Origin of the sequence: uncultured Roseibium sp. (genome assembly GCF_963675095.2) — a bacterium.
Classification (GTDB): Bacteria; Pseudomonadota; Alphaproteobacteria; order Rhizobiales; family Stappiaceae; genus Roseibium.
On record NZ_CAXXSJ010000017.1, the window covers coordinates 14,147 to 30,261 of the forward strand.

Annotated in this window: 13 protein-coding genes; all 13 read left to right on the forward strand. The window is 60.6% G+C overall.

What is annotated here, in order from left to right; translation table 11 throughout:
* Window positions 1-129 precede the first annotated feature (129 nt).
* The gene (locus tag ABIN98_RS06620) at window positions 130-354 is read left to right on the forward strand and encodes a hypothetical protein (protein WP_346908519.1); all 225 of its coding nucleotides are present in this window, start codon (window positions 130-132) and stop codon (window positions 352-354) included.
* Window positions 351-2,129, forward strand: coding sequence for a portal protein (locus ABIN98_RS06625; RefSeq protein ID WP_346908521.1), 1,779 nt, complete (start codon window positions 351-353; stop codon window positions 2,127-2,129). The genes ABIN98_RS06620 and ABIN98_RS06625 overlap by 4 nt, the downstream gene beginning before the upstream one ends.
* Window positions 2,119-2,421, forward strand: coding sequence for a hypothetical protein (locus tag ABIN98_RS06630; protein ID WP_346908523.1), 303 nt, complete (start codon window positions 2,119-2,121; stop codon window positions 2,419-2,421). The genes ABIN98_RS06625 and ABIN98_RS06630 overlap by 11 nt, the downstream gene beginning before the upstream one ends.
* A gap of 224 nt (window positions 2,422-2,645) precedes the next feature.
* Complete coding sequence (locus ABIN98_RS06635) at window positions 2,646-3,245, forward strand: hypothetical protein (protein ID WP_346908525.1); 600 nt, start codon at window positions 2,646-2,648, stop codon at window positions 3,243-3,245.
* 10 nt (window positions 3,246-3,255) lie between these two features.
* Entirely contained in the window at window positions 3,256-4,038 is a 783-nt protein-coding gene (locus ABIN98_RS06640) for a hypothetical protein (RefSeq protein WP_346908526.1), read from the forward strand.
* Between the two features lies 1 nt (window position 4,039).
* Window positions 4,040-4,297: a hypothetical protein gene (locus ABIN98_RS06645; RefSeq protein WP_394701452.1), complete on the forward strand. Its 258-nt coding sequence runs from the start codon at window positions 4,040-4,042 to the stop codon at window positions 4,295-4,297.
* 279 nt (window positions 4,298-4,576) lie between these two features.
* A complete protein-coding gene (locus ABIN98_RS06650) occupies window positions 4,577-4,894 on the forward strand; it encodes a hypothetical protein (RefSeq protein ID WP_346908530.1) in 318 nt (105 codons plus the stop codon).
* A 207-nt stretch (window positions 4,895-5,101) separates the two neighbouring features.
* A complete protein-coding gene (locus ABIN98_RS06655) occupies window positions 5,102-5,518 on the forward strand; it encodes a hypothetical protein (protein ID WP_346908532.1) in 417 nt (138 codons plus the stop codon).
* Complete coding sequence (locus tag ABIN98_RS06660) at window positions 5,515-7,950, forward strand: hypothetical protein (RefSeq protein ID WP_346908534.1); 2,436 nt, start codon at window positions 5,515-5,517, stop codon at window positions 7,948-7,950. The genes ABIN98_RS06655 and ABIN98_RS06660 overlap by 4 nt, the downstream gene beginning before the upstream one ends.
* A 40-nt stretch (window positions 7,951-7,990) precedes the next feature.
* Window positions 7,991-8,422 carry a hypothetical protein gene (locus ABIN98_RS06665; protein ID WP_346908536.1) on the forward strand — a complete coding sequence of 144 codons (432 nt, stop codon included), beginning with the start codon at window positions 7,991-7,993 and terminating at the stop codon, window positions 8,420-8,422.
* A 141-nt stretch (window positions 8,423-8,563) separates the two neighbouring features.
* Entirely contained in the window at window positions 8,564-10,813 is a 2,250-nt protein-coding gene (locus ABIN98_RS06670) for a hypothetical protein (protein ID WP_394701453.1), read from the forward strand.
* Window positions 10,813-13,596: a hypothetical protein gene (locus ABIN98_RS06675; RefSeq protein ID WP_346908540.1), complete on the forward strand. Its 2,784-nt coding sequence runs from the start codon at window positions 10,813-10,815 to the stop codon at window positions 13,594-13,596. Before ABIN98_RS06670 ends, ABIN98_RS06675 begins: the two co-directional genes overlap by 1 nt.
* Window positions 13,597-14,095: 499 nt before the next feature.
* On the forward strand, window positions 14,096-15,715 hold the full coding sequence (locus tag ABIN98_RS06680; protein WP_346908542.1) for a hypothetical protein: 1,620 nt from the start codon (window positions 14,096-14,098) through the stop codon (window positions 15,713-15,715).
* Window positions 15,716-16,115: the final 400 nt, after the last annotated feature.

Sequence of the window (16,115 nt, forward strand, 5' to 3'; positions counted from 1 at the left end):
GTTTCAACAACTGACTTCAGGGAGTGCTGGGTCCCCGCTTTCGCGGGGATGACAACTGAGGATGGGGTGGGACTGTGCCCATCCCTGATCAGACTGCCCTTTCAACCCTTTCAAACGACGAGGTGAACCATGTGCCTGTTTGGTGGCAGCAAGAAGTCGGCGGATCCGGTGGAGGAAACGCCGGCGCCGCGGGAGCCGGATCCGGAGCGGCAGGCGGCGAATGTGCAGAAGAACGAGGCCCGGCGCAGGGCGATCGCCTATAACCGGAAGAAGACCACACTGACCAGTCCGACGGGCGTGTCCAATTACGGGCATTATTCCCACGGCGTCACGTTGTTGGGTGGTGCTCTATGAGCATCGTCGACGATCTGAAACGGGAACTTGCTGCGGCCCGCAGCGAGCGTCAGGGCTACGAGAACGACTGGCGCGACTATGTGGACTATACCGCGCCGGACCTGGACCGGGCCTTCAACAGCGTTGCGGGTGTGCAGGTCTCGGGCATGGCGGCGTGGAAGCGGTCGGCGGCACGGGAGCGATCGCGCAGGCTTTACGACGGTACCGCCGTCTGGCTGCTGGACCGGCTGGTGTCGGGCATCGAAAGCCTGACCATGCCGAAAGGTTTCAACTGGCACGGCATCGGCTTCGACGATCCGTTTGCGGCCGAGCCGACACCGGAGGAGCAGGAATATTTCGAGCTGCTCCGGGATCACCTGTTCCGCATCCGCTATTCGGACAAGTCCGGCTTCGCACTGGCGAACAGGTCTTCGCTGGTGTCGACGGTGAAGCTCGGAACGGGCGTGCTGTTTCCAGCGGAAAACGAGGAGCAGCTTGCCAGCATCCGCACGCCGGTCTTCTACCGCTATGTGCCGCTGCACGAGGTCTATCTGATTGTCGATGCGCAAGGAAACGACTGTGGGTTCTTCCGGGTGCGCTCGCTGAAGGCCTGGCAGGCGGCAAAGGAATATGACGGCAAGTTGTCGGAGAAGGTGATGGCGGACGCGGAGGACGCGAGCCGCCGGAACAACGACCACGTGTTCGTCCATGCCTGCGTGCGGCGGGAAGGGGGCTATCCGGGGGCGGTGGATGTCAGGCGGTCGCTCTACGAAAGCATTCATTTCGAACAGGACAGCGGTCATATCTGCCGCCAGGGCGGGTTCTTCGAGTATCCGCTGGTGGTACGCCGGTGGGACCGGGACGGGCTGTCGCCCTACGGGTCGCCACCGCAGGCGAAGATGATGGGCGATATCAAATCGCTGCAGAGCCTGGTGAAGGACAGTCTGGTTGCCAGCGCCCAGGCAGTGCGGCCGCCGCTCGCCACCCACAAGAACGAGCGGCCGTTGGACCTCAATCCGGGCCGGGTCAATCCGGGGCTGATCGACGAACAGGGGCGCAGGCTTTACGGGGCGATGATCGACACGGTGAATCCGGGGGCGGCCTTCGGTGAGATCGATCGCATCCGGGAGGCCTTGAGGCTCGGGTTGTACGGTGACCTCTGGCAGACCCTGCTGGACGGTAACGGCCGAACGGCGACGGAAGCGACGATCCGCGCCCAGGAAAAGGCGGACATGATCGGCCCGTTCACCACCAACATTCAGGCCGGGCACGGGGTGTTGTTCGACCGGGAGATCGGCATCCTCGGCCGGAGGGGTGCGTTTGAGCAAGGCTCGCCGTTGGCACCGCCTCAAAGTGTGGCGGAGACCGAAATCTCGGTGCGTTCCACCGCGCCCATCGATCAGATGCGCGAGGCGGGGCATTTCGAGGGGCTGGCAAGTTTCCGCCAGTATCTCAACGGGGCGCTTCAGACCAATCCGGAAGCGGCCGACTGGCTGGACGAGGACGAGGAGCGCAAGCTGGCGCAACGCTCGCTCGGCCTGCCGCAGAAATTGCTGCGCCGGCCGGAAGAGGTGGAGGATATCCGGGCGCAGCGCGCCCAGCAACAGGCGCAGCAACAACAGCTTGCCGCCGGCGAAAGCCTTGCCCGCATGGCCAAGGACGGTGCGCCCATGGCCAAGCTGATCGCGGAGCAGGGCGGTGGTTCGGGTGCCGGTCTGGAAGAGGCGCTCGCAGCCGCTCAGGCGGCGGGCGGTGGCGCACCAGCGGGAGGCTCGGGAGGCGGCAATGTGGCATAGTCTGAAGCGGCGCGCGCGCGGGCGGCAGGCACAGGCACGGCAATTGGAACGGTCCTATCGGGCCGTTTTTTTATGCCCGGACGGCGAAACGGTGCTGGCGGATCTGGCCGCGGACTGCGGCATGTACCTGGCGCCACCGGGCGACGTGTCGCCGGAACAGCGGGCCTACATGGACGGCCGCAAGGCGCTGTTCGCCCGCATTCTCGCCTGCATCCGCCTGCCGTTGGAAGAACATGCCGCCCTGCAGGAAGCGGCGCGGCTGGAAACTCTCCCACTGAACGAGGACGATTGAAATGGACAGAACCACAGGCGGCGAACCGGAGATCATGGGCGCATGTGCCGGGAGCGGCGAGGTGTCCGCTCATAGTGGCGACATTGTTGAGGACCGGGTCGCGGAGACCGGCGCGGAAGGGATGATTTCCCCTGCCGGGGGAAAACGCTACGGCGGAGGAACGCGCCGAGTTCTACAAGGAGATTTCAGGCACCTGGACGCCGGCCGACGGCTACAGGTTCGCCATGCCGGACGGACTTCCGGAGAGTTTTCCCTATGACCAGGACTTCGCCCGCGAGGCGGGGAGCTGGTTCAGGGAGGCCGGCCTTCACCCGAGTGCGGCGCAGGCGCTGCACGACAGGTGGGTCGGCAAGATGGCGGAGCTGCACCAGCACGAGGTGCAGACCGCCAGTGAGCGTGCACAAGAGCAGGCAGAAGCGGTGGACCAAGCTCACCGGGCGCTTGTGAGGGAGTACGGCGACCCCGGCAGCGACGGCTACAGGAATGCTGTGGCCAAGGCCGACCGGGCCATGAACGGGCTGAAGGCCGAGGGCATCGACGTGACCGGCTGGTTTGCTGAAAAAGGCATTCTGTCGGACGCGGATGAACACGGGCTTCAACAGGTGGCGGACCCGGTCGCGGTCCGGCTGCTGGCCTTCCTCCACGACAAGGCTTTCAGGGAAGACGGCCTGACCACGGAAGGCAGCGGCAACGCCAGAGGCAACCCGTTCGATCTCAAAACCACCGACATCGGCCGGCAGACCGAGATCATCCGGTCAACCCCGGAACGCGCCAAGGCGCTGATCATCGCCGCCGGCCGGGATCCCAAGAAATTCAATCTGTGAGGCCTGAACCATGGCATCGACTACCATCGCGGACATCATCGAGCCGCGTGTCTTTACTCCCTATATGCAGGAAAACCGGCCGGAAAAGCTGGTCATGATGGAGCGCTCCGGCATCCTGTCGGCGCCCGACGAGGCGCTCGCCTCGCGCTTCATGTCCGGCGGCCGCAAGATCGAGGTTCCCTACTGGAATGACCTGGACCGCAACGAGCCGTCGATCATCAACGATGGCGACACGGCCATCACGCCGGAAAAGATCACTGCCGACGACCTGATCGCCTACAAGCACCGCATGGCCAAGGCCTGGGCGTCCAAGAGCATCACCGGCATGGTTGCAACCGGCGACGCGCGCTCGCCGATGGAACAGGTCGCCAGCCGGGTCAATTCCTACTGGTCCTGGGTCAAGGAAATGCACATCATGAACATCGCCACCGGCGTGATCGCCGACAGCGTGGCGAACCACAGCGGCGACATGGTGTTCGACGTCTACCAGGACGTGGCGTCGCCGGCGGCGTCCAACCGGATCTCGTCGGCCGCGGTGAACCGTGCCCGGCTGACCATGGGCGACGCCATGGAGAACCTGCGCGCCATCGGCATGCATACCCCATGTCTATGCCACGCTGCTGGACGACGAGAAGATCGACTTCGTGCAGCCTTCCGACCTGCCGTTCCAGATCCCGACCTACATGGAAATGACGGTGTTCTATTCCGACTTCTTCCCGGTCACCACGGGAACCAATTCGGACAAGTACACCTGCTTCCTCTACGGGGCCGGCGCCTTCAAGCATATCGATGAGGTGCCGAGCGAGCCGACCATCTACGGCAACATGGGCACGGAAATCACCCGTGATCCGAACACCGGTAACGGCGGCGGCGAGGACCAGCTGATCACCCGCCGCTACGAACTGCTGCATCCGGCCGGCATGTCCTGGACGTCCGCCTCCATGGCGGACGCCAACGGAGCGACCTTTTCGGAGCTTGCGACCGCGGCCAACTGGAGCCGCAAATACATGCGCAAGAACATCCCGATTTCCGCGCTGGAAGTGAACGTCTAGGCGTTCTGGTGGTGCGGGCGTGGCATTGGCGGAATGCGGAGTCAGAGCAATTGTCTCCGTCCGTCATGCCATGACTTGATCATGGCATCCATGCCGTTCCGGCGGCTCAAACGGACGCTTTGCATTGTGGCACTGGAACGGCATGGATCCCGGATCGGGGTCCGGGATGACGGTCTGTGGGTGGGGCGCCGCCTCAAACAATCCCTTCCAATGGGAGGTTCCTCGCCAACTGTACCGATGGTGGTTTTCGCCCTCTCTCGAACAACAGGAATACCTGAGATGATCAAGACTCAGCATGAGCGGCACATGGAGCGGCTGCGGCGGAACGTGCATGCGGATCTGGCGGCGCTGATGCCGGAGAAGACCGCGCGGGAGAAGAAGCGTGAGGCGGTGAGGGATGCGGTGTCTTCCGCCTGGAACCGGCGGCAGAAACGACATCGCGCGGCCGTCGAGGTCAACGGCCTGCCGGAAGGCTGGCGCAGCGAGCATTGGAAAACATTGCAGAAGCTGGCCGAAGACCTGACCGGGCAGAAGTCCGAGACCAAAGCCGAGGCGATGGCGATCTTGGAGGCCTACCAGGCCGGTCAGACGCGTTGAGCCCAACCGGACAATCTTCAAGAAAAGGCGAGACAGAATGGCAGGCACGGTCAATACCGATGTCGATATGGCGAACCTTGCCCTGGCGCACCTGAAGGAGCCGGCATCCAGGCCTTCGATTACTCCAGCAAGGCGGGACGCTGGTTCAAGGCAAACTATACGGCCAAGCGTGATGTATTCTTGGCAAAGCACGACTGGGATTTTGCCATGAAGCTGACCGCGCTGGCGGCGGATACGCAGGCCCCGCCGTTTCGTTGGGACTATCAGTATTCCCTGCCGGCGGACTGTTTGCGGGTGCCGCAGCAGACGGAAGACGGCGGGCGTAACGGCCGGTTTCTGGAATATGAGGTGATCGGCCGCAAGCTGATGAGCGATGTCGAAGCGCCGTTCTACCTGCGCTACGTGCGCCGGGTGGAAAGCGAAGCGGAATTTTCGCCGCTGTTCGTCGACGCCTTCGCCTTTTTCCTGGCAGGCAGTCTCGCCCATGTGATCACCGGCAAGAACAGCTTTGCCCAAACTCTTCTGCGTCAGGCGGACATCGCGCTGGATGACGCGAGCCTGAGCGATACGCTGCAAAGCAGCGTGCAGCCCGCGGCCGAGACCGGGATTGTGACGATCCGATGAGCTATTACCTTCAAGCGACATTCAGTCGGGGAGAACTGGACCCGGAGCTGGTCACCCGGCCCGACCTTGAAATGTTCCGGGCGGCCCTTGCCGAATGCGAAAACTTCATCACCCTGAAGCGCGGGGGTTTCCGCCGGCGCGGCGGCACCCGGTATGTGGGCGCGGTGAAGGACAGCGGTGCCGGCGCCTGGCTGATTCCGTTCGAGTTCGGCAGCGGCCAGAACTACATGCTGGAAGCGGGAAACTACTATTTTCGCGTCTATACCAGCGTTGGCCCGGTCGCATCGGTCGAAGTCTCGACGCCATACAGCCTTTCGGTGTTGCCGGATCTGAAGTTCGTGCAGTCGACCGATACGCTGTTCGTAACCGGCGGAGGCATCAGGCCCCAGGCGATCAAGCGTTACGGGGAGACCTCCTGGGCAATTGAGCCTATGGATTTTCACGATGGTCCTTATCTCGACGTCAACGTCAGTTCCACCAACCTGACCCCGGCGGTCACGGGCAACCCGGTGCCGGGCATGACCAGCAACACCACGCCGTCCGGTGTTGTCACAAGTTCGGACGCACTCGTCGACGCCTACAAGGTCTTCAACGGGGATCCGGACAAGGTCATCCTGTCCACCGGCGGGACCGGTTGGGTCGCGTACCAGTTTCCGGCCAATGTCGTCATCGACGGATACATGCTGCAGGCGCCATCGGACAACGGCAAAAACGACGACATGCCGTCGCAATGGTCCATCGACGCGTCGTCCGATGGCAACGCATGGTCGGTTCTGGATACCCAGGACGGGGAATCCGCCTGGGCATCGTCGGAGTGGCGGCATTATTCCTTCCCCAACGAGTCTGCCTACAATTTCTATCGTTTCCGCTTCAACAAGGGTGGAGGGGCGTCCTCCGACGATGCGGCGATCGCCCAGCTCGTGTTTCACCAGGCCGCGAGCGATCAGGCGCCTTTCAATCTGACGGCCTCGAATACTGCGGGCATCAACGGCGGAGCCGGTTTCGGTTCTCTCGATGAAGGACGGCACATAAGGCTGCGCAGCAGTGACGGCTTTTGGCGTTGGGCCAAAATCGACAGCGTTTCGTCATCGACCGTGGTCAAGGTGCGCCTTTACGGACAATCGCTCCTCGACACATTCGCCATAGGTATCTGGAAACTCGGGTCGTGGTCGAACAGGACCGGATGGCCGGGTGCTGTCGGCTGGCACAAGAACCGGCTGGCCTTCGCCAGTACAGACACGGAACCGCAGACCGTCTGGGAAAGCCAGACGGACGACTTTACCAATTTTGCCATCTCCCAGCCGCTGGTCGCCTCGGATGCGGTTTCTGTCGGCATCCTGTCCGGCCAGGTGAACCGGATCCACTGGCTGAACGACGATGACGACCTTCTGGCAGGGACCTCCAAGGCGGTGCGTGCCATCGGCAAGGCGACTTCCCAGGATCCTTACGGTCCGGAGAACGTGGATCAGAGACCGGAAACCAACTTCGGCGCCAACGGTATCCAGCCGATCAAGGTCGGATCCGTGCTGCTTTATTTCGGTCGCTACGGGACGGACATGCGCGAACTAGCCTACGATCTGCAGGCGGATGGCCGGGTGTCCCAGTCGGTCAGCGAGACCCAGTCGCATTTGTTCCGACCCGGGATATCAGGGGCCTGCTACCAGCAATATCCGGATTCGATCATCTGGCCCTGGGTCGGGGACGGCAATGCGATCGGTTTCACCTACGAGCGCGAACAGCAGGTGTTCGGCATGCATCGTCACGGTTTCGGCGGGGTGGTCGAATGCATGGCCGTCATGCCGGGCGACGGGTTCGATGAGGTCTGGATGATCGTCCGGCGCGTGATCAACGGTCAGACAAAGCGTTACATCGAGGTGATGCAGAAGCCCTTTGTCGGCGGGGAGATCGAGGATGCCTGGCATCTGGATTGCGCGCTGCGTTATCACGATATCCCCGTCAATACGGTGTCCGGCCTGGATCATCTTGAGGGTATGGATGTGATCCTTTACGCGGATGGGTCTGACTATGCGTCCACGGTGTCGGGCGGGGCCGTCAGCCTGCCGAACGGGCGGACCGCTTCGAAGATCCTGATCGGCCTGGACGTGACGGCACGTGCGAAAACCCTGCCACCACCGGTCAATGCCCAGGACGGAGCCTCCGTCGGCCGGAAGATGACGGCCGACGAGGCGAAGATATCGGTATTTGAGACCGGGGTCCTGCGGGTCGGGTCGGAAACGACCCATGTCGATGCGCAGATTTTCTATCGTGCCGGGGACACCTATGGCGAACCTGCCTCGCTGCGCACCGGTATCGTCGAAGCGGATGTGGACCTGCGCTGGGAAGACGGCGGTCAGCTGGTGTTCGAGGCCAGCGGCGGCGGCAAGCCCTGCACCGTTCTTGCGGTGAACTACAATCTTTCAATGGAGCCCTGATCCATGTGCACACCGGCTATAGCCATCGCCGGCACGCTTCTTGGCGGTGTCGTTCAGGGCCGCGGGCGTTCAGGCCCAGGCGAATGCCCAGGCAGACGCAGAAGAGCGCCGCGCGAAGTTCGCCGAGAGGCAGCAGGAAGTCAATCAGACCCAGGCCTCGTTCGACCGCAAACGCACCCAGCAGCAGCTGATGCGCATTCTCGGCAACAACCGCGCGGCGGGGGCGGAGCGCGGACTGTCGCAGGCCGGATCCCTGGTCGATGTGATGGACGACAACGCCTTTGAGGCGGCCCAGGACCTGGAGGCGATCCGGTTCAAAGCGGAGGGCGAGCGGGACAATCTGACCTATGAGGCCCAAGCCGCCCGTGCGCGGGCAAGCTCGGCCCGGCTGGCGGGAAGCATCGGCGCTTTCGGGGCGATCCTCGGCGGGGTGACCAGTGCCGCGACGAGGCTCGGCAAGGCGTATTACTAGCGGCCGTCGGTAAACGATGGTCCGCGTCCAACAGTCAGTATGACCACGAAATAACAAACGCCGAAAGGGTGGCAACTCTGCGCGCAAGCAAGGTTGCGCTCAATTCAGGCTGTTTGAGTCCAGCATTATCCAAATGCCCTCATGGGCACCGAATTGAGGTTATCGATGGCAACTCTTGCTCGATACAGCGGGACGCGGCAACTGCCAGGCGTGCGCCGCCCGCAGGTAATCGCCGACACGGCGGTAGGCGAGGCAACGGCGGCGCTGGGCCGGCAGATCCAGCAGTCGGCTGCGCAGGTCGGGGAACTGGCGCGAGCCCGCAGCGAGGCGGAAGAACGTCACCAAAAGAAAATCCAGGCGGCCCATCAGTATCAGATCGATCATTTTGAAGGCACCAAGCGGTTGGTCGCATTCAACGCGTCCGTACCCCAGATCGAAGCGGAGGCTCGGAAAAACACGAAGCCAGGTGGTGCAGGTTATGTAGCCGGTGTCGCGGAGGCCTACGACAACGAGGCGAAGCAGGTTATCGCCAATACGCCGCCATCGGCGAGGCCGATAATCCAACGAGGCCTGGTAGCGCAACGGCCTCAAGTGATTGCGCGCGCCGAGAAGAGCGAACGTCTTCAACGGGTTCAGCATTACCGGGACGGTGTTGCCGAGGTGGCCGCTACCACCGGAGCATCGATCACGGCCGATCCTGCGACCTATGACGCTGCCTTCGGCGTTTGCGCGCAGGCGATTTCCGAGAGCGGACTGGCGCCGACTGAAAAGGAAGTGCTGCTTGGGTCCGTGAAGCGGGAAATGCAGTTGAAATTCGCGGAAGGCCAGCCGGCGAAGGAAAGGGCGAAATATTCGGCGGTAGTGGAGGACGCAAATGGCAATAGCGAAGATCAGCCTGATCAGGGGCTGGCGCCGGACATCCTGGAGCGCACCGATGCACTGACCCCGAAAGACATGGCCGAAATCGGCAAAAAGGGGCAGCGCGACCTCATCAGCGCCGCGGCGGATAAGCAGGACAGGTATGCCCAGCAGATAGACACCAACCTTCAGGACGTCGATCCCGACCAGATCCGCAACGATCCGGATCTCAACGAGACCCAGAAAGACCGGGTGTTGCAACGACATGCGGCGGCCATGGAGGAGAGGGACAAGGAGATTGACGCGGTCGCGCTGGTTTCCACGAAAGGTCGGCTAAACCCGGTCGATCCCGAAGCGCGAGGGCAAGTAGACCGTGCCTGGAAAGTTATCGGCCCGAATTCTCCTAATCCGGAGGCCTCGCTTGCCGAACTCGTGCGGAACAAGGGCGTGATCCCGGAGCTGGCTATCAAGGAAATCGAGGCCGGACTGGAGGGCCGCGATTGGCAACAGGTTCTTGCAGCCTATGGACGGGCATCGATGCTCGTCGATCTCGACGAGGTGGCCCTAACCGGCAGCGGCTATGCGGAGACGTTGAAAGAGGCGAAAAGCAAGTGGCAGTTTTATACGGTCAAGTCGGGGTTTTCGCCGGAGAAGGCCGCGCAGCGTCTGGCTGCCGCCAACGATACCGACATTGCCCAAAAATGGGAAGTTCTGCTCCAGTCCCGCCCGGTCCAAACACGGCTGAAATACATCGATGCGCTCTACGTCGAACGATCGTTCGATCCGGGGATCTTTTCCCGGGGACCGAAGCTTGGCCGGACGGCGGCGGAGCGGGCAATCGCCGTCGACGAGTACAAGAAGATGTTTCAGGACGCCATTATCGAGATGGGCGGCGACCTGAATGCAGCCGAAGACCTGGCTCAAGAGCGCTTCAAAAGGACCTGGGCCCCATCCAGGTTCTCAACGTTCGGTGACGGTGTCGTCGCCAACTTTCCCGTCGAAACATTCTATCCGAAGCTCTCGAAAGAGGGCGGTTACGACTATGTGGCGCGCGAGGCGGAAAAAATCCTTTCTGAAGAAGGGGTTGACTATCAGAGCTACGCGATTGTCTTCAACGAAGATACTTTTGACGATTGGCGCAAGGGGCCGATCGACGAGCGTGGTTTCGGACCGCGTATGACCTTGAAATACAAGGGCAAGGACAACAAATGGCACACTCTTCAAGGTTCGTTCTACGTCGATATTTTCGGTGCAGCATCCGAGGAATACGAGAAGCGGGAGCAGGCTCTGGCGGAGCGTGAGGCTGAATTCATGGCCGAGAGCGAGAGACTGAAGAACCTGCCGAGCCGTTACGAACGGAAGCATCATCCTCCCAAAGCAAAGACTGCTGATGGAGTTTACGAGGCAGCTTCCGGAGCTGTCGTGCAGGGCGCTGAAAAGGCAGTGGATGCAATTCGGGATGTGTTGCCTGATAGACCCACCGGTGGGGATCCCCGGTCGAAGCGCGCCGGGCGCGGAAGGGGGAAACGATAATGCCGCTCGATCATACCAGCCCTCCCTCGCAAGACAGCAGCGCTGCTCAATGGGATCTGACCGGGGACATCAATGTTCCCGAAGACAAGCCGGGCTTTGCGGAAACCCTTGGCGCGAGCTGGCGTTTGAAAAACACCTTCGGCGCCTATGAGGCGTCCAGGGTGCAGCAGATCGGTGGCGCGGCACTCCGGCGCGTGGATACGGATTTCAACCCGTTTCAATCGGGATTGCTGGACGACTATGAAGATAATCCCGATGACATGGACCGGCTTCTGAAAGCCCGCAACCTTGTCGCTTTCGAGGCGATCAAGGCCGATATCGACCGGGAAAGGCGGGACCGGAGAATTCGGGCGGCGTCCGACTGGACCATCGTGACGGATACCATCTCGGGCACCGCGGATTGGCCGACTTTATTGCCTGGGGGCGGGTTCGTGCGGGCGGGCAACGCCGGCTACAGCGCATTGCGTTCGGCCGGGTCGATGGCAGCGGGGGCGATGGTCGGGACTGTCGGGCAAGAGGGCGCCCTTTATACGCTTCAGCAGACGCATGACCTGGAGGAGAGCGCCTATGATATTGCCGGTTCGGGGCTGCTCTACGGCCTGATCGGGGTGGGCGGGGCGAAGATATTGTCCCGCAAACAGTTCACCGAGGCGTCGAAGGCGCTCGAGGCGGGCAGGGGGCATAGCAGTCATCCGATGGCGGATGGGACGATGCGGTCGAACCCGGATCCCGGCGGCTCGAAGCCGGTGCTGCCTCCGTCAGGCGCGACCGCTGCACCAAAGCAATTTCCGGTTCCGGAAGAATTACCCACCCGGTCAGAGGTGGCGAAGACAATCCAGCGCAAACTGTCTGCGCACCGGTTATCTGCTCAAGACGAACCGGCAGGGCGTATCCTGGGGCCGAGTGTCGAAACCGCCCTGGAAGGCCATCAGGCGCGGCGAGCGAATTTCGCCCGGGATCTGGGGGAAACCTACAGGGAGGCGCGGCAAGCGGGCTCCGGTACCGGGTGGGGCGCGTTCAAGGAGGCTGTCGCCAGAGCGTATCGTAACGATGGGGTGGACCCGGACGGCAACGAATTCGTGGAACGGGCCGTCAAGACCCTGAACGACAATGTGGTCGGTCCGGCCGTCAAGCAGATGGTCAAGCTCGGCATGGTTCCGAAAGATGTGCCGGAAAGCCTCATTTCCCGGATTATCAGCGGTTCCAAAGTGATTGGCCGAACGGGTGTGTTCCGGGACATCGTTGCGGAATGGGCCAGCAATGAGATCAGCAATCTGATCCAGAACGTCATCGACCCTCAATCGGACGAAGCCTTGCCTTCGCACTCCTGGAACCGGGATGAAGCGTCGGGCTTTCATAACACTGCAGACAGGGCGGCTTATGTGGACGAAGTCGTCGATCGCATCGTCGGCAATGTGACGGGACGTGCGCCCTTTGACGGGCCGGACTGGATGGTGCCGGTGGCGCATGGTCCGTTGAAGGGACGGTTGTTCGATATTCCCGATGCGCTGATCGACGATTTTCTGGAACACGACGTGGAGGTGATCGCGGATACGTTCACCCGCAAGACCGCGCCGGAGATCGAGCTGACACGGGCCTTCGGCAGCGCCGGCATGGAGACGGCCTTTGCCGACCTCAAGGCAGATTATGATCTTAAGGTTGCCCAGGCCGGATCGGACGAGGAGCGGCAGAGCCTTCAAGACGAATACGAGCGCATGTCGAAAACGCTGGCCGATTTCAGGGACGGATTGCGGGGCAACACCCGCGTGGAGCAGACGGCGTCGGTCTGGAGCAGTGCGATGCGGGCGGCCCGTGCGTGGAGCTACGCCGAGTCCCGCGGCAGCGGGATGTCCGTCCCTCTTGCCGATGTGGCGCATAAGGTTGCCGGGCGGGGCGTGACGGGTTTCATGAAAGACGCCCTGCCGGACCTGGTGTCCGGCACCAGGGCCGCCCGGATCACCAGGCAGGACGCGCGCGATTTCTCGACAATCTTGGAGACGGTCACGAAGGCGCGCATGGCGAGCCTGACCGGTCTTACAAATCCGTTCGCGACGAAAAGCGCCGCGGAGACCCTGGCCAACGGCCTGGACGACCGGTTCTCGCGCGGGGGCGCGATCAACTGGTGGAACCCCACGATGAAGGACGCGCTTTCCGTTTACACCATGAACCGGATCGCGAAGACCGTCTTGGTTACCAGAGAAGGGGCCACTGACGGTGCCGGCCAGGACGAAACCCCCACCAACTATGGAACGCTTTCCAGACGCCAGCGTGGCTATATGGAAAGGCTCGGCATTGACGAGCAGATGGCGGTTCGGATCGGGGGACAGACCCGCAAACACGGCGTGCAGGAATACGGGATCTGGGGGCTCAATCTGGCGGGATGGGAGGATGCCGGTGCCCGACGGGTTATGCTTGACGCCATCGCGGAAGAGGTCGATCGGGGCTCCACAAGGGGCAGGGGCGTGCACATGCCGCTGTGGGCGCAGTCGAACCTGGGGCAACTGATCTTGCGGTTCAAATCCCATGTGCTTGGTGCCCATCAAGGTATTTTGTACTCCCGTCTCTCCGGGCGACCGAAGCATCTAGCAGATTTTCTAACGACAGGAGCCTCGATGGGGATGCTGACCGTCTATCTGGACAATGTCGCAGAGGGAGACTTCGAGGGGGCGGAGCGGCTTACGGAGCAGCCGGATGACTGGATTTCGGCGGGGCTTGGTAGATGCGGTATTCTGCCGGTGGTTATTTCGCCCACTGCGGAGTTGCCGGAGGCAATATCTCGGTGATCGCCATCACTTTAACGGCGCAGCCTTGGGAGGATCGTGTCATCCCGATATTGTTGAATTGATTCTGGAGTTGATATCACAGGTTGTTAGGTCGGCCGGGGCAATGGTTAACTCTTCCGGCTATTCATGATGACCTCATGAAAGTTTTGAACAGTGGCGTCGCAGTTGTTTACTCGATGTGGCGCCCTCTGATGCTGTAACGATAGAAGTCTGAAAATACATGAATTATATTAATATAATAAAAGCTATATCAATTATAATTTTACTTTCTGTCTTTGTGATTTCTTCTTTTTTTCATACAAGTGTTGGTGTTGTTGTTGATCAAAAATATGAATATGGAAAGTATCTATTTTTACTTCGTGACAGTCCTTCCTCCTGGGTCGAGACGAATGCCTTTACATACTATCTGCAAGCTCTGATGCCTTGGATTTTCAAGTCCATAGTCGTCATTGCGGTCATAGTAGGTCTTATCAGATTTGCAAAACAGGAGGACGACTAAATGGAGTGGAAGGAGCTAGCTCTGCGGACCGGCGCCAAGTCGTCGATAGATACTCCCCTTTATGGTGGCCCCCAGAAAGTTGGAGCTTCAATTTCTCTTGGAAAAAAGCTCCAAAATATGATCGATTTTTCTATCGGGGGCGTAGAATATCACGGTCTAAACTGGTCTGTTTTTGAGACCAGAAGCGGAAGCATAATTGTAACCGGTCTGGATAAACTATCTGAATTGGGAATTTACTACGAGATCAGTAGTGATGGTGGAGATTCCGGAAAAAATCCCAAAGGTGTCAGCAAATCCGGTAAGCCCGCGAGTGCAATTGTCGAGGTCGGTATTGTTCACAATGGGACATCCGTCCGCGACGCCGCAGGTACGACTGCAGGTGTAGGCGCACGAATTCCGCTCGGAAAATACGCAATCGGGATCTCACGAGAAAAGGATGTCGTTTCCGGTTTGCTCACAGATACCGCTTCGTTCGGCCTTGGCAAGGGGGATGTAAGGGTATTCGGATCCGACGCCTTAGTAGAAGAAATTACGAGGAAAGTTGAAAAAGAAAAACTTTTTCCATTTATTTATGTCAATAACGCCGATTTCCTAAAAGAAATTCCGTCTGATGGCGCATCGCCGGGGATGCGTGAATCTGTCCATCAATTCTTCATTCTCAACGCTGTAGAAGGTTCGCGCGGCGTGTTCGACGAAGTTGCGAACTTGTTTAAACGCTTCAATACAGCGATTGCATTTGAAAAAGATGGAAGGGCTGTCTTCTATCTCCGAACGAGGGATCGTGGAGAATATTATTACGATCCGGAAACGGGAGAATATGCCGACGTTCGAACCGGTATCCGGAACCTCGGAATAAGCGTTTCACCGACCGAAATGAAAGCTGTTTTCCGGGCTGCCACCGCTGCGTCTGGGCACGAACTGAACATTGTGATGCCATCCAAGAGGTCGGGTGACGGCTTTGGTGCCGATATTGCGGTCGACAGCTTTCCAGCTGATCAAGGTGCCAAGGACGTTACAAATGACTTCGGCGGAACAGTAGTTACGTCTTCCCAGGCCTCTGATGAGCCTGTTGGGCCAGCCCGCCAGGAAAGTGTGGTCGACACCGGGACGGCAGTAAAAGCAAATGAGCAAGGTGCCGATGCGCCGCTTGCACCCATTCAGCGCAAACCGATTACGATTCCCCGATCGACGTTCAATCTGTTCAGCGATCTTACGACGATGACCACTGCGGCGCTGGAACGGGAGCAGCGCGAGAACCGGCTGGCTTATGATGACCTGACGGATGGTGAGGCTTATCGCGTTCTGACGGACGGCGCCGGGCAAGCTGCCTCCAGGTTCAAGCCCCGGAACCGGCCGGACCTGGACGTGGCGCAGACCGGCGACGACTTTACGCTACACGGTGGCGGCAGGTTCGTGCCTCGGGGCAGTTCAGAGCAGCGCGATGAGGTGCCCGAGAGAGCCATCCCCGAACCTCGGGTCAAACCTGACGTTTATCGCATGTTGCCTGACCAGAGCATCCCCGTACCGGCTGCCAAACCCGACCTTTACGGCTTGCCGCCTGGTGGAGCCAATCCCGTTCTGCGAGCCAAGCCGCTCCTGCCGGGCGGGCGCGGGCAGTAAGACCGACTGCGTTCGGACGGGCGGCTTTCCGGCCGGCCGATGCATCTGGCGGAATTTGTGACGACAGGTGACTTGGTGGGATGCTGACCGTCTATCTGGATCACGTCGCAGAAGGAGACTTCAAGGGGGCGGCTGATGATGCGACCGAACGTCTGGGTCGCGGATGGGCTAGTCAGAATCGGCGTCCAGCCGGTTCCCGTCGCGTCGCCGACAAGTTAGCAGGCAAGATGTCCCGGAATATGCGGAAAATCATTCGCTGTTCCGTACGCGCCGTTCCCGCTTCAGGCCATGGGGGTAGTTTTTTACCTCTCCCTAGGGTTGTATCTTCTTCCAGTGAACCGATTTGCGTTGGCAGGTTCAATGGGAGGGTTGTCAGCTGTCGTCTGGAGCGGTGTTGAGA

Excerpts from the sequence above, each read along its gene's own strand:
- ABIN98_RS06635 (WP_346908525.1), top strand. The coding sequence starts at position 2,646 with ATGCCGGACGGACTTCCGGAGAGTTTTCCCTATGACCAGGACTTCGCC.
- ABIN98_RS06630 (WP_346908523.1), top strand. The coding sequence starts at position 2,119 with ATGTGGCATAGTCTGAAGCGGCGCGCGCGCGGGCGGCAGGCACAGGCA.
- ABIN98_RS06655 (WP_346908532.1), top strand. The coding sequence starts at position 5,102 with ATGAAGCTGACCGCGCTGGCGGCGGATACGCAGGCCCCGCCGTTTCGT.
- ABIN98_RS06640 (WP_346908526.1), top strand. The coding sequence starts at position 3,256 with ATGGCATCGACTACCATCGCGGACATCATCGAGCCGCGTGTCTTTACT.
- ABIN98_RS06675 (WP_346908540.1), top strand. The coding sequence starts at position 10,813 with ATGCCGCTCGATCATACCAGCCCTCCCTCGCAAGACAGCAGCGCTGCT.
- ABIN98_RS06620 (WP_346908519.1), top strand. The coding sequence starts at position 130 with ATGTGCCTGTTTGGTGGCAGCAAGAAGTCGGCGGATCCGGTGGAGGAA.
- ABIN98_RS06660 (WP_346908534.1), top strand. The coding sequence starts at position 5,515 with ATGAGCTATTACCTTCAAGCGACATTCAGTCGGGGAGAACTGGACCCG.
- ABIN98_RS06625 (WP_346908521.1), top strand. The coding sequence starts at position 351 with ATGAGCATCGTCGACGATCTGAAACGGGAACTTGCTGCGGCCCGCAGC.
- ABIN98_RS06680 (WP_346908542.1), top strand. The coding sequence starts at position 14,096 with ATGGAGTGGAAGGAGCTAGCTCTGCGGACCGGCGCCAAGTCGTCGATA.
- ABIN98_RS06650 (WP_346908530.1), top strand. The coding sequence starts at position 4,577 with ATGATCAAGACTCAGCATGAGCGGCACATGGAGCGGCTGCGGCGGAAC.
- ABIN98_RS06670 (WP_394701453.1), top strand. The coding sequence starts at position 8,564 with ATGGGCACCGAATTGAGGTTATCGATGGCAACTCTTGCTCGATACAGC.